General features: G+C 67.5%; 12 protein-coding genes. 9 read left to right on the top strand and 3 right to left on the bottom strand.

The annotated features are described in order from the left end of the window. Position 1 precedes the first annotated feature (1 nt). The 4 genes from QW863_RS05140 to dprA all read left to right on the top strand — a co-directional run bounded on the left by QW863_RS05140 (position 2) and on the right by dprA (position 4653). On the top strand, positions 2-1303 hold the full coding sequence (locus QW863_RS05140) for a dihydroorotase (RefSeq protein WP_315711353.1): 1302 nt from the start codon (positions 2-4) through the stop codon (positions 1301-1303). 30 nt (positions 1304-1333) lie between these two features. Continuing rightward, a complete protein-coding gene (plsY, locus tag QW863_RS05145) occupies positions 1334-1930 on the top strand; it encodes a glycerol-3-phosphate 1-O-acyltransferase PlsY (protein WP_315711352.1) in 597 nt (198 codons plus the stop codon). Positions 1931-2077: 147 nt separating this feature from the next. Beyond that, entirely contained in the window at positions 2078-3472 is a 1395-nt protein-coding gene (locus QW863_RS05150; RefSeq protein WP_315711351.1) for a patatin-like phospholipase family protein, read from the top strand. Positions 3473-3534: 62 nt separating this feature from the next. Further along, positions 3535-4653: a DNA-processing protein DprA gene (gene dprA / locus QW863_RS05155; protein WP_315711350.1), complete on the top strand. Its 1119-nt coding sequence runs from the start codon at positions 3535-3537 to the stop codon at positions 4651-4653. Between the two features lie 3 nt (positions 4654-4656). Here the strand turns inward: dprA and QW863_RS05160 are convergent, their stop codons facing one another. Next, positions 4657-5055, bottom strand: a complete 399-nt coding sequence (locus QW863_RS05160; protein WP_315711348.1) for a helix-turn-helix domain-containing protein — start codon at positions 5053-5055, stop codon at positions 4657-4659. A 97-nt stretch (positions 5056-5152) separates the two neighbouring features. Here QW863_RS05160 and QW863_RS05165 point away from each other — a divergent pair, with 97 nt between their 5' ends. After that, positions 5153-5764: an FMN-dependent NADH-azoreductase gene (locus QW863_RS05165; RefSeq protein ID WP_315711347.1), complete on the top strand. Its 612-nt coding sequence runs from the start codon at positions 5153-5155 to the stop codon at positions 5762-5764. Positions 5765-6100: 336 nt separating this feature from the next. On the opposite strand, the gene QW863_RS05175 is transcribed toward QW863_RS05165, so the two are convergent. Continuing rightward, on the bottom strand, positions 6101-6310 hold the full coding sequence (locus QW863_RS05175; RefSeq protein ID WP_315712655.1) for a hypothetical protein: 210 nt from the start codon (positions 6308-6310) through the stop codon (positions 6101-6103). A 226-nt stretch (positions 6311-6536) separates the two neighbouring features. On the opposite strand from QW863_RS05175, the gene topA reads away from it, so the two are divergent. The 4 genes from topA to QW863_RS05195 are packed head-to-tail and all read left to right on the top strand — an operon-like array spanning position 6537 to position 12936. Then, positions 6537-9308, top strand: a complete 2772-nt coding sequence (topA, locus tag QW863_RS05180) for a type I DNA topoisomerase (protein ID WP_315711346.1) — start codon at positions 6537-6539, stop codon at positions 9306-9308. A gap of 4 nt (positions 9309-9312) precedes the next feature. Continuing rightward, complete coding sequence (gene rnr / locus QW863_RS05185) at positions 9313-11694, top strand: ribonuclease R (RefSeq protein ID WP_315711345.1); 2382 nt, start codon at positions 9313-9315, stop codon at positions 11692-11694. Further along, entirely contained in the window at positions 11691-12137 is a 447-nt protein-coding gene (locus tag QW863_RS05190) for a DUF983 domain-containing protein (protein WP_315711344.1), read from the top strand. Before rnr ends, QW863_RS05190 begins: the two co-directional genes overlap by 4 nt. 40 nt (positions 12138-12177) lie before the next feature. Next, positions 12178-12936: an NUDIX hydrolase gene (locus tag QW863_RS05195; RefSeq protein WP_315711343.1), complete on the top strand. Its 759-nt coding sequence runs from the start codon at positions 12178-12180 to the stop codon at positions 12934-12936. A 34-nt stretch (positions 12937-12970) separates the two neighbouring features. On the opposite strand, the gene QW863_RS05200 is transcribed toward QW863_RS05195, so the two are convergent. Continuing rightward, positions 12971-13351 (bottom strand): RidA family protein, encoded by a 381-nt coding sequence (locus tag QW863_RS05200; protein ID WP_315711342.1) that lies wholly within the window; start codon positions 13349-13351, stop codon positions 12971-12973. Positions 13352-13423: the final 72 nt, after the last annotated feature.

A 13423-nucleotide genomic window follows, 5' to 3' on the forward strand; every position in this document is an offset into this window, starting at 1 on the left:
CATGCTGACCGACCGCCGCCCGATCCTGCTTGCCAATGCGCGCGTGATCGATCCCTCCCGCGACTTCGACGGCCCCGGCGACGTGCTGATCGCCGACGGCGTGATCCGCGACCTCAAGCGCGGCATCGGCGCCGCGGGCGTGCCCGAGGGCACCGATGTCGTCAACTGCGCAGGCAAGATCGTGGCCCCCGGCCTGATCGACATGTGCGCCTTCGTCGGCGAGCCGGGTCTGGGCCATCGCGAGACCTTCGCCAGCGCCAGCCAGGCCGCCGCCACCGGCGGCATCACCACCATCATCTGCCAGCCCGGCACCGAGCCGGTGATCGACAATTCGGCGACCGTCGACTTCGTGCTGCGCCGCGCCCGCGACACCGCGATCGTCAACATCCAGCCGATGGCGGCGCTGACCAAGGGCCTGCGCGGCGAGGAGATGACCGAGATCGGGCTGTTGCGCGCCGCCGGCGCCGTCGCCTTCTCCAACGGCCACACCAGCGTGATGAACGCGCAGGTGATGCGCCGCGCACTGACCTATGCGCGGGATTTCGACGCCCTGATCGTGCATCACACCGAAGATCCCAATCTCGTCGGCGAAGGCGTCATGAACGAAGGCGAGTTTGCCTCGCGGCTCGGCCTCTACGGCATCCCGCCCGCAGCGGAAGCCGTCGTGCTCGAACGCGACATGCGCCTGGTGGCGCTCAGCAAGGGCCGCTACCACGCGGCCGCGCTGAGCTCGATCGACTCGCTCGACATTCTCAGGCGCGCGCGCGAAGCCGGCCTCACCGTGAGCGCGTCGGTCTCGATCAACCACGTGACGCTGAACGAGAACGACATCGGCCCCTACCGCACCTTCCTGAAGCTGACGCCGCCGCTGCGCACCGAGGCCGACCGCCGCGCATTGGTCGAAGCGCTGGCCTCGGGCCTCATCGACGTCATCATGTCGGACCACACGCCGCAGGACGTCGAGGTCAAGCGGCTGCCGTTCGCGGAGGCTGCGAGCGGCGCGGTCGGGCTCGAGACCATGCTGCCGGCGGCGTTGCGGCTCGTGCACAATGGCGAGCTGAGCTGGACGACCCTGATCCGCGCCATGTCGACGCGGCCCGCCGAGCTGCTCGGCCTGCCCGGCGGCAGCTTGCGGGCAGGCGCGCCGGCCGACATCATCGTGATCGATCCGGACGTGCCCTGGATCCTCGATCCGGCCGACCTCAAATCGCTGTGCAAGAACACGCCGTTCGACGAAGCCCGCTTCACCGGCCGCGTGGTCCGCACCATCGTCGGGGGCCGCACCGTGTTCGAACATGTCTGACGCAAGGCGAAGCTTGGAAGGAGTGGTGTGATGGGTTCCGAAGCCTTCCTGCCGGTCGCTCTCATCATCGGCTATCTCCTGGGGTCGATCCCGTTCGGCCTGATCCTGACCAAGCTGGCCGGCACGCAGGATCTGCGCAGCATCGGCTCCGGCAATATCGGCGCCACCAACGTGCTGCGCACCGGACGCAAGGGGCTCGCGGCAGCAACCCTGCTCGGCGACGCGCTGAAGGGTACGGCGGCGGTCATCATCTCGGGCTATCTCGGCGGCCCGAATGCCGCGATGATCGCGGGCCTCGGCGCCTTCCTCGGTCACTTGTTCCCGGTGTGGCTGAAGTTCCGCGGCGGCAAAGGTGTCGCCGTTTACATCGGTATTTTGATCGGTCTGTTCTGGCCGGGCGCGATCTTCTTCTGCCTGGTCTGGCTCGCCACCGCATTCGCGCTCCGCTACTCATCACTCGCGGCACTCGTCGCCAGCGTGCTGACACCCATCGTGTTGTGGGCATTCGGCCACACCGCGCTGGCGGCCCTGTTCGCCCTGCTCACACTGTTGCTCATTTACATGCATCGCGAAAACATCAAGCGATTGCAGTTGGGCACCGAGAGCAAGATCGGGGCGAAGAAGTAGTCGCTCCGGACAAATACGGAGCAAATACGGAAAACCTGTGTTGCGCCCTGATTTCACAGCGGCTGCGCAGCAACACCGGCGATTCATCAGCTCATAAGTTAACGCGGGACTCTGGCGTGAATCATGATTGCCTGTCATGATTCCTGCATGTGGTTACGCAAGACCAACTCCAGCGGTTCGTCGGCCACGCACGATGACCGTACTGATCAGGCTCCGGCGCAGCAGAAGGCGGCCCCGGCCCGGTCGAACGCCAGCCTGCTGCTATCGGCCGCTGAGATCTGGTCGACCGGCATCACGGCCGCTGCAGAACCGGCGCAGACGCCCGAGACGCCTGCCGGGCCGGTCATGTCGGACGTCGCGCTCCCCGCCGAAATATCTGAGCCCAGCCCTGCGCCGGAACGAGCCGATGGCGCGCCGGCCGTCGCCGAGATGATCATGGCGGCCACGAGCACGCCCGTGATCAGCGAGACCAAGACCGCAGAGGCGCCCGAGCGAACGCTCGCGGAGACGATCGCAACGGTTACGCTGCCGCCGCCGCCCCGGACATGGCCGCCGCGCAAGCTGTCGCTGGCCCTGCAGGGCGGCGGAACGTTCTCGGCCTTCACCTGGGGCGTGCTCGATCGCCTGCTCGAGGAACCCGGTTGCGACTTCGACACCATCAGCGGCGCCAGCGCCGGTGCGGTCAACGCCGCGCTGCTCGCGAGCGGGCTCGCCAAGGGCGGCCGCGACGAGGCGCGCAACCGGCTCGCTTTGTTCTGGACCCGGCTGATGGAGGAGGCGTCGTTCCGATCGCTGCTGGTGATCGGCGCGTACTCGCCGGCGAGCAGCTCGGTGTCGTTCGGTGCGGGGCTGCGCGGCGGACGCGCCGACCCGCTCGATCTCGATCCGCTCCGCGACATCCTCCGCGAAACGATCGATTTCGACGCCGTGCAGGGCCCGGCCGCGCCCCGCCTGCTGGTTGCGGCGACCCGGGCTCGTGACGGCCTGCCGCAGATCTTCCGCAATGCCGGCATCACACCGGATGCACTGCTCGCCTCCACCTGTCCCGCGCAACTGCACGCCGCTGTCGACATCGAGGGCGAAGCGTATTGGGACGGCGGCTACGTCACCAATCCGCCGCTGATCCAGATCGCGCATGAGTCCAGCGCCGCCGACCTGCTGGTCGTTCAGGTCACGCCCGCGCGCGACGGCCATGTCCCGACGACCTCGGCCGCGATCGATCGCCGCCTCGACCAGATCGCCGGCAATGCGGTCCTGAACGCCGAACTCGCGGCGCTCGAATGGGCGCGCAGCGACGGCCTGCATCCGCCGCGCGTCCATCGGCTTGCGGCCGAGGACGAGATCGAAGCCCTGGCACAGCGCGATGCGACCGATCTCGGCAGCGACTTCGTCGAGCTGCTGTACCAGCGCGGACGCGACGCAGCCGAGCGCTGGCTGCGCGAAGCTCCGGTCGGCACCACGCCAGCCATCCAGGGCGATCAGCCGGTGCTATCGTCTCCGGTGTCCGAGTCCGAGGATGTGCGCGACGTCGCGCCGGCGTAGCGCGCCCTCTTCCCTGCGTCCTCGGGTTGCTCCATTCTAGTCCCCGGTAAAGGGGGCTTTGCGTGGATGCCATCAACACGACGATCGAGCTGAGCGACACCGAGCGGCGCGACCGGCTGCGCCTGATCCGGTCCGACAATGTCGGCCCGCGCACCTTCCGCTCGCTGCTCGACCATTTCGGCACCGCGCGCGTAGCGCTCGACCGGCTGCCCGATCTGGCACGCCGCGGCGGCGCGGCCGGAGCCGGCCGGATCTGCACGGTCGGCGAAGCCGAGGCCGAACTCGAAGCCTGCAAACGGCAAGGCGTCGAACTGCGGGCGCCAGACGAGGACGGCTATCCGCCCCGCCTCGCCACCTGCGAGGATGCGCCTCCGTTGCTCGCGGTGCGTGGCGCCCGCGAGACGTTGATGCGCCCGATGATCGCCATCGTCGGCTCGCGCAACGCCTCCGCCGCCGGGCTGAAATTTGCCGGCCAGATCGCCCATGAGCTCGGCCAGGCCGGCTTCGTCGTCATCTCCGGCCTCGCCCGCGGCATCGATCAGGCTGCGCATCGCGCGAGCCTCGGCAGCGGCACGGTCGCGGTGCTCGCCGGCGGCCATGACCGGATCTATCCTCCGGAGCACGTCGACCTGCTCGGCGCCATCATCAGTGGCAGCGGCGCCGCAATCTCCGAGATGCCGCTCGGACACGAGCCGCGCGCCCGCGACTTTCCCCGCCGCAACCGGCTGATATCAGGCGCCTCGCTCGGCGTCGTCGTCGTCGAGGCCGCGCATCGATCGGGCTCGCTGATCACGGCGCGCATGGCCGGCGAACAGGGCCGCGAGGTCTTCGCCGTCCCGGGCTCGCCGCTCGATCCCCGCTGCGCGGGCACCAACGATCTCATCAAGCAGGGCGCCGCGCTCGTCACCGAAGCCGCAGACATCATCCAGGCCGTCGGCCCGATCATGGAGCGGCCGCTGCCCTTTTCGCTGCGCGAGCCGGAGGAGGAGTTGTTCGCCCCCGATCCCGAAAGCCACGACCGCGCGCAGATCACAGCCCTGCTCGGCCCGACCCCGGTGTCGGTCGACGACCTGATCCGGATCAGCGGCCTGTCACCCGCCGTGCTGCGCATGGTGCTGCTCGAGCTCGAGCTGGCCGGCCGCCTGGAGCGCCACGGCGGCGGGATGGTGTCGCTGACCTGACTCTCAGTCAGCATCCCTGCGCGCGTCGAAGCGCGAGCGCGCCTGCTCGATCAGCTCCTGGTGCTGCATGGCCCACTGTCCGAGCGCCTGCACCGGCTGCGACAGCCCGCGGCCGAGATCGGTCAGCTCATAATCCACCCGCGGCGGGATGGTCGGAAACACCGTCCGCGTCACCAGCCCGTCGCGCTCGAGGCCGCGCAGGGTCAAGGTCAGCATTCGCTGGGAGATGCCGCCGACGAGCCGCTTCAGCTCATTGAAGCGCTTCGGCCCGTCCTGAAGCATCATGATGACGAACACGCTCCATTTGTCGCCGACACGCGCCAGGATCGAGGCCACACCCCGGCAATCATTATGATTTGGCTGCGTCGGGAGGTCGGGATCATCGCTGTCAGCAGGGGTCATGGCTGTGCCCGGGTTTCAAAAATGTGCGTTCTTGTGGGGTTACAGCATAGTCACTCATAGTGCGCCAGTTACAAACCAATACCGAGGTAACTGACCAATGACCCTCCTCCTCCACATCGACTCCAGCGTGCTCGGCCCCAACTCCGTCAGCCGTCAGGTGTCCGCCGCGATCGTCGCACGGCTCCGTCAGATCACGCCGGGGCTGGAGGTGACTTACCGAGATGTCGCAGCCGAGCCGCTGTCGCATCTGTCCGGAACGCATGTCGCCGTCGCATACGGTGCGCCCGTTGAGGATCCCGCAGTGAAAGCTGATGTCGCGGCCGGACAGGCCGTGCTGGAGGAGTTCCTGGCCGCCGATATCGTCGTGATCGGCGCCCCTATGTACAACTTCTCCATCCCGAGCCAGCTCAAGGCCTGGGTCGACCGCATCGCTGTCAAGGGCAAGACTTTCACCTATGGCCCGAACGGCCCGCAAGGCCTGGCCGGTGGCAAGCGTATTATCGTGGCGGTCTCGCGCGGCGGCCATTACGGCGCGGACACGCCGATGGCGGCATTCGAACACCTGGAGACCTATTTGCGCAGTGTCTTCAGCTTCATCGGCGTCACGGATCTCGAATTCGTTGCGGCCGACGGTGTCCAGATCGGCCCGGAGCATCGCGAGCAGGCGCTGGCGAAGGCGATTCAGACGGCCGGCGGTCTCGCCGCTTGAGTCCCTCGGTGGCTGCCGCCGGCAGCCACCGCTTTCAATCCCGGGGGCAGGTCTCAAACCGCCACCGACCCGGCCGGTTAGCCCCGAAAGATCGGCCCTCCGGCCGGCGAGCTCGTGGCACCGCCATCGCCGAAGGGCCGCGGCCTGTTTCCGATCCTGGTCGCACTGCGGCAGTGGAGCGAGGAAATTCGACGAGCACCCCGACGAGATCGCCGCCGCGCTCGTCGACCGCGCGAACCGCAGGCCGGTTCGCAAGCGCTGCTGACTGCGGAGGACGGCCGGGTGCTGGCGCCGGAGAAACCACCCTCGCCCCGCGGCGGTGAGCGCGGGCGGCCGTCAGCAGAGCCTGCGGCGGCTGCGCAGCCTCAGATGCTCCTCGGCCTCAAGGTTCGCCATGCGCAGGAGGTAATCGAGCATGTCGAGACGATGGCGCTGCGCCAGATGCGACAGGCTGGCCGTCACCTCGGCGATCAGCGCCGCCGCGGCGTCGGGATCCTCCACCATCGCCTCGACGTCCGGGTCGCTTTTGTCCGCTGCCTTGGCCAACAACCGTCACCCAGCATAAGGGAATTTGACGAAAAACAACCTCAAGAGAGCGCGGTTCTCATCGTGCTCCGTACAACCTGATAGGTACTTCGCCGGTCCAACGCAATCGCCTTTCAACATCCCTCGATTTGACAGGAACCCCCTCACCACCCATGTTCGGGTCAACGCAGCCGGCGCGAATCCCGCGAAGCCAGCTTCAATCCTTCCACTAAGCCATTGGAAATACATGAATATCGTCATCGTGGAGTCGCCTGCCAAGGCCAAGACGATCAACAAGTATCTGGGCTCCTCCTACGAGGTTCTGGCCTCTTTCGGTCATGTCCGCGACCTTCCGGCCAAGAACGGTTCCGTCGATCCGGACGAGAATTTCCGCATGATCTGGGAGGTCGATCCCAAGGCGGCGGGCCGACTCAACGACATCGCCAAATCGCTGAAGGGCGCTGACCGGCTGATTCTCGCCACCGACCCTGATCGCGAAGGCGAAGCGATTTCCTGGCATGTGCTGGAGGTGTTGAAGGAGAAGCGCGCGCTCAAGGATCAGAAGATCGAGCGCGTCGTCTTCAACGCCATCACCAAGCAGGCCGTCTCGGAGGCGATGAAGCATCCGCGGCAGATCGACGGTGCGCTGGTCGACGCCTACATGGCGCGCCGCGCACTCGATTACCTCGTGGGCTTCACTCTCTCTCCCGTGCTGTGGCGCAAGCTGCCGGGCGCCCGCTCGGCCGGACGCGTGCAGTCGGTCGCGCTGCGCCTCGTCTGCGATCGCGAGCTGGAGATCGAGAAGTTCGTGCCGCGCGAATACTGGTCGCTGATCGCAACCTTGGCGACGCCGCGCGGCGACACCTTCGAGGCGCGTCTCGTCGGCGCCGATGGCAAGAAGATCCAGCGGCTCGACATCGGCACCGGCGCGGAGGCCGAGGATTTCAAGACCGCGCTCAACGCGGCGAGCTACACGGTCGCGACCGTCGACGCCAAGCCGGCGCGCCGCAACCCGCAGGCGCCCTTCACGACGTCGACCCTGCAGCAGGAAGCGAGCCGCAAGCTCGGCTTCGCGCCGGCGCACACGATGCGCATCGCGCAGCGTCTCTATGAAGGCATCGACATCGGCGGCGAAACCACCGGTCTCATTACCTATATGCGAACCGACGGCGTGCAGATCGACGGCTCGGCGATCACCCAGGCCCGCAAGGTGATCGGCGAGATCTACGGCAACAAATATGTGCCGGAGAGCCCGCGCCAGTACCAGGCCAAGGCCAAGAACGCCCAGGAAGCGCATGAAGCGATCCGCCCGACCGACCTGTCGCGCAAGCCCGCCGAGCTACGCAAGCGGCTCGATGACGACCAGGCCAAGCTCTACGAGCTGATCTGGACCCGCACCATCGCGAGCCAGATGGAATCCGCCGAGCTGGAGCGCACCACCGTCGACATCATCGCCAAGGCCGGCGCCCGCACCCTGGAGCTGCGCGCCACCGGCCAGGTCATCAAGTTCGACGGCTTCCTCGCCCTCTATCAGGAAGGCCGCGACGACGAGGAGGACGAGGACGGCCGCCGCCTGCCGCAGATGAGCCCGAACGAGCCGCTGAAGCGGCAGAATCTCGCCGTCACCCAGCATTTCACCGAGCCGCCGCCGCGCTTCTCGGAGGCCTCGCTGGTCAAGCGCATGGAGGAGCTCGGCATCGGCCGGCCCTCGACCTATGCCTCGATCCTGCAGGTGCTGAAGGACCGCGGCTATGTGAAGCTCGAAAAGAAGCGGCTGCACGGCGAGGACAAGGGCCGCGTCGTCATCGCCTTCCTGGAGAACTTCTTCCGCCGCTACGTCGAGTACGATTTCACGGCGGATCTCGAGGAGCAGCTCGACCGCATCTCCAACAACGAGATCGCCTGGCAGCAGGTGCTGAAGGATTTCTGGACCGGCTTCATCGGCGCCGTCGACGACATCAAGGATCTGCGCGTGGCGCAGGTGCTCGACGCGCTCGACGAGATGCTGGGGCCGCACATCTACCCGCCGCGCGACGATGGCGGCGATGTCCGGCAGTGCCCGACCTGCGGCACCGGACGGCTCAACCTCAAGGCCGGCAAGTTCGGCGCCTTCGTCGGCTGCTCGAACTATCCGGAATGCCGCTACACCCGCCCGCTCGCCGCCGACAGCGAGGCCGCGGCCGACCGCGTGCTCGGCCAGGATCCGGACACCGGCCTCGACGTCGTCGTCAAGGCCGGCCGCTTCGGCCCCTACATCCAGCTCGGCGAGCAGAAGGATTACGCCGAGGGCGAGAAGCCGAAGCGCGCCGGCATCCCGAAAGGGACGTCGCCCGCGAGCCTCGAGCTCGACTACGCGCTGAAGCTGCTGTCGCTGCCGCGTGAGGTGGGCATCCATCCGGAGACGGGTCTGCCGATCATCGCCAATCTCGGCCGCTTCGGGCCGTTCGTGAAGCACGACAAGACGTATGCGAGCCTGGAGGCCGGCGACGAGGTGTTCGACATCGGCCTCAACCGCGCCGTCACCCTGATCGCCGAGAAGATCGCCAAGGGCCCGAGCAAGCGGTTCGGCGCCGATCCCGGCAAGGCGCTCGGCGACCATCCCTCGCTCGGCCCTGTCGCCGTCAAGGCCGGCCGCTACGGCGCCTATGTCACCGCCGGCGGCGTCAACGCCACCATTCCCGGCGACAAGGAAAAGGATACGATCACGCTCGCCGAGGCGATCGTCCTGCTCGACGAGCGCGCCGCCAAGGGCGGCGGCAAGAAGGCCAAGGGCAAGGCTGCTGCGAAGCCGGCCAAGGCTGCCAGCAAAGCGGCTGCCAGCAAGGCCAAGCCGAAGACCGGCGGCGACGACGACACGCCGAAGCCGGCGAAAAAGGCCGTGGCGAAGAAGGCGGCCGCCAAACCGAAATCAGACTCCACCAGCAAGGCGCGTGCGCCGGTTGCCAAGGCCGCCAAGACCTCGGCCAAGCCTGCGACCAAGGCGACGCCCAAGAAAAGCGCCGGCAAGGCCCGCGGATGAGAAAATGACCCAAAAGCGCGACATCGGCTTCCCTTCGCGGGAGGCCATCGTCGCCTTCATCCGCGCCAATCCGGGCAAGGTTGGCACCAAGGACATCGCCCGCGCGTTCGGCCTGAAGAACGCCGATCGCGTCGCGCTCAAGCAGTTGCTGCGCGAACTCGTCGCCGACGGCACGGTGAAGAAGAGCGGCCGCAAGAAGGTCGTCGAGACCGCGTCCCTGCCGGCCACGCTGGTCGCCGACATCACCGGGCGCGACAGTGACGGCGAATTGATCGCCAAGCCGGCCGAGTGGGACGAGGCCGAGCAGTCCGAGCCGCCGCGCATCCGCATCCACACGCCGCGTCATGCCGGGCCGGGCTCGGTGGCCGGCGTCGGCGACCGCGCGCTGCTGCGGGTCGAGCCGATCAAGGATGATGGCGGCGTCTCCTATCGCGGCCGCGTCCTCAAGGTGCTGGATCAGGCGCGGCCGCGCGTGCTCGGCATTTTCCGCAGCAATCCAGGCGGCGGCGGCCGCCTGATTCCGGTCGACAAGAAGCAGGCCGGACGCGAGCTCTCCATCGCCCCCGCCGACACCAAGGACGCCAAGGACGGCGATCTCATCAGCGTCGACCTGCTGCGCGGCCGCGGCTACGGCCTGCCCTCGGGCCGGGTGAAGGAGCGCTACGGCTCGGTCGCGACCGAGAAGGCGATCAGCCTGATCGCCATCCATGCCCACGAGATCCCGATGGACTTCTCGGCCGCAGCCGTCGCTGAGGCCGAAGCCGCGCAGCCCGCGACCTTGAAGGGCCGCGAGGACTGGCGCGAGCTGCCGCTGGTCACGATCGATCCGCCCGATGCCAAGGACCACGACGACGCGGTTCATGCCGAGCCGGATCCCGATCCGAACAATGTCGGCGGCTTCATTGTCCATGTCGCCATCGCCGACGTCGCCTACTATGTGCGGCCGGGATCGGCGCTCGACCGCGACGCGCTGATCCGCGGCAACTCGGTCTACTTCCCCGACCGCGTCGTGCCGATGCTGCCGGAGCGCATCTCCAACAATCTGTGCTCGCTGGTGCCGGGCGAAGCGCGCGGCGCGCTCGCCGTGCGCATGGTGCTCGGGGCCGACGGCCGCAAGCGCTCGCACTCGTTCCACCGCGTGCTGATGCGCTCGGCCGCCAAACTGTCCTACGCACAGGCGCAGGCCGCCATCGATGGCAAGCCGGACGACGTCACCGGTCCCCTGCTCGAGCCGATCCTGAAGCCGCTTTATGCCGCCTATGAGGTCGCCAAGCGCGGCCGGGACGCGCGCGATCCGCTCGACCTCGACATTCCCGAGCGCAAGATCCTGCTCAAGAAAGACGGCACGGTCGACCGCGTCGTCGTGCCGGAGCGCCTCGACGCCCACAGACTGATCGAGGAGTTCATGATCTCGGCCAACGTCGCCGCGGCCGAACTGCTGGAGAAGAAGGCGCTGCCGCTGATCTACCGCGTGCATGACGAGCCGACGGTGGAGAAGATCCATGCGCTGCAGGAATTCCTGAAGACGCTCGACGTGCCCTTTGCCAAGAGCGGCGCGCTCAGGCCATCGCTGTTCAACCGCGTGCTGACGCTGGTGGCCGGCCAGGACTACGAGCATCTCGTCAACGAGGTCGTGCTGCGCTCGCAGGCGCAGGCGGAATATTCGACCGACAATTACGGACATTTCGGCCTGAACCTGCGCCGCTACGCGCATTTCACCTCACCGATCCGCCGCTACGCCGACCTCGTCGTGCATCGCGGCCTGCTGCGCGCGCTGGGCCTCGGTGACGGCGCCCTGCCCGACAGCGAGACGCCGGATCATCTCACCGAGGTCGCGGCGCAGATCTCGGTCACCGAGCGGCGCGCGATGAAGGCTGAGCGCGAGACTGCCGACCGCCTGATCGCCCATCACTTGGCGGACCGAGTCGGCGCCACTTTCCAGGGCCGCATTTCCGGCGTCACCCGCGCCGGCCTCTTCATCAAGCTCGACGAGACCGGCGCCGACGGCCTGGTTCCGATCCGGACCCTCGGCACGGAATATTTCGACTATGATGAGACGCGGCATGCGCTGATCGGCCAGCGCAGCGGTGCCATGCACCGGCTGGGTGACGTCGTCGACGTGCGTCTGGTAGAAGCTCAGCCGGTGGCCGGCGCGCTGCGCTTCGAACTCTTGACGCAGGCCGACGTGCTTGTCTCGCGCCACGGCCGCCGCGAGCGGCCGAAGGGCAAGGCCGGGATCAAGGCAAGGGCCAAGAGCAAGGCAACGAAGCGCGCCAAGGCCGAGGCGCGGCCGAAGCACAAAGAAAAAAACCGCAAGGAAAGTCAAACGGCAGGGGCAAAACGCAAGCCCGGCACATCGAAGAAAGGCAGATCGTGGACGCCATGACCTCAACGCCCAGCACATTGCCCCCGCAGACGTGGACGCGCGACACCGGCCTCGCCGAGAAGCGCGACGTCTGGACAGCGATGAAGCGCGGCCTGCGCGGCCGCTGCCCGCGCTGCGGCGAGGGCAAGCTGTTCCGCGCCTTCCTGAAGGTCGCGGACAACTGCGACCGCTGCGGCCAGGATTTCTCCGGGCATCGCGCCGACGATCTTCCAGCCTATCTCGTGATCGTCATCGTCGGCCACATCATCGTGCCGCTGGTGCTCTCGATCGAGACCAACTACGCGCCGCCGGTGGCGCTGCAGCTCGCAATCTATCTGCCGGTGACCTTGGTCGCCGCGCTCGCCTTGATTCAGCCGGTCAAGGGCGCCGTCGTCGGGCTGCAATGGGCGTTCCGCATGCACGGCTTCGACGACAATCCGGTGGAAGGCATTCCGCCGGTCTGAGCGACCAGACAATCAACGAATAAGAAAAAGCGGGGAGGACATGAGCGAGACGGCACAGGCCACGGGCGCAGCGGCGGGCAAGCCGGCCGAGAAGGAAGCCGACCATCATCCCTACACCAAGCCGAAGGATGCTGCGACGTTGATCCTGGTGGATCGCAGCGGCACGGTGCCGAAGGTGCTGGTCGGCAAGCGCCACGACAAGGTCGTGTTCATGCCCGGCAAGTTCGTCTTCCCGGGCGGCCGCGTCGACAAGTCAGATCATCGCATCCCCGTCGCAGCGCCGATGCCGGCCGAGCTCGAAGCCAATCTGTTCAAGGGCAAGCCGCAGACGACGGCCTCGCGCGCGAAGTCGCTCGCCGTCGCCGCGATCCGCGAGGCCTGTGAGGAAACCGGTCTCTGTCTCGGACGCAAGGTCGGCGGCTCCGCGCCGAAACTGGACGGGCCATGGGCGCCGTTCGCTGACGCCGGCCTGCTGCCCGATCCCTCCGGCCTGTTCCTGATCGCCCGCGCCATCACCCCGCCCGGCCGCATCAAGCGCTTCGACACGCGCTTCTTCACCGCCGATGCCTCCGCCATCACCCATCGCGTCGACGGCGTGATCCACGCCGATGCGGAGCTGGTCGAGCTGGTCTGGGTCGAGCTCGGCTCCAAGCCGCTCGCCGATCTGCACCCGATGACCAAGAACGTGCTCCACGAGCTCGACCGCCGCCTCGCCACCGGCCCGCTGCGCCACGACGCCCCGGTGCCGTTCTTCCATTTCTACGGCGGCAAGATGCAGAAGGACGTCCTGGGCGGGTGATCGCACTGCTCACGGCGCCCCGCCGCGGCGATGCTCAGTCGTGAACGATGGCGGTGACCTCGATTTCGACCCGTGCCCTCTCAGGCGTGAGGCCCGCGACCTTCACCAGCGTGCTCGCGGGCCGCACTGCCCCCAAGGCCTCGCTATGCGCGCGGGCCACCGCGTCGGTGTCCGCCATGTCGGTCACGTAGACCACCGTCCGCACCACGTGCCGGAGATCCGCCCCGGCCTGCTGCAAGGCGCCGGCGATGATGGCCATCACGCTCGTTGCCTGGCCGAAGGCATCGCTGTCCAGATCGATACCGCGCGCAGTCGTTCCCGAGACGAAGACCTGGTTGCCGACCCTCACCGCCCGCGCATAGCCGTAGGTCTCCTCGAATGGATAGCCCGAGGAGATGTTGAGCCTCTCTGACAAGCCAGTGCTCCTTGCAAGCCGCGAAGATGCCGAAAGACGTGCTGGGCGGCTAAGCCGATGGGTCGTAGAGTA

The sequence above is a fragment of the Bradyrhizobium sp. SZCCHNR1017 genome (genome assembly GCF_032381375.1).
Taxonomy (GTDB): domain Bacteria; phylum Pseudomonadota; class Alphaproteobacteria; order Rhizobiales; family Xanthobacteraceae; genus Bradyrhizobium.

Coding starts and splice junctions, on each gene's coding strand:
- QW863_RS05140 (WP_315711353.1), top strand. CDS start 2: ATGCTGACCGACCGCCGCCCGATCCTGCTTGCCAATGCGCGCGTGATC.
- rnr (WP_315711345.1), top strand. CDS start 9,313: ATGACCCAAAAGCGCGACATCGGCTTCCCTTCGCGGGAGGCCATCGTC.
- QW863_RS05150 (WP_315711351.1), top strand. CDS start 2,078: ATGTGGTTACGCAAGACCAACTCCAGCGGTTCGTCGGCCACGCACGAT.
- QW863_RS05195 (WP_315711343.1), top strand. CDS start 12,178: ATGAGCGAGACGGCACAGGCCACGGGCGCAGCGGCGGGCAAGCCGGCC.
- plsY (WP_315711352.1), top strand. CDS start 1,334: ATGGGTTCCGAAGCCTTCCTGCCGGTCGCTCTCATCATCGGCTATCTC.
- QW863_RS05160 (WP_315711348.1), bottom strand. CDS start 5,055: ATGACCCCTGCTGACAGCGATGATCCCGACCTCCCGACGCAGCCAAAT.
- QW863_RS05165 (WP_315711347.1), top strand. CDS start 5,153: ATGACCCTCCTCCTCCACATCGACTCCAGCGTGCTCGGCCCCAACTCC.
- topA (WP_315711346.1), top strand. CDS start 6,537: ATGAATATCGTCATCGTGGAGTCGCCTGCCAAGGCCAAGACGATCAAC.
- QW863_RS05190 (WP_315711344.1), top strand. CDS start 11,691: ATGACCTCAACGCCCAGCACATTGCCCCCGCAGACGTGGACGCGCGAC.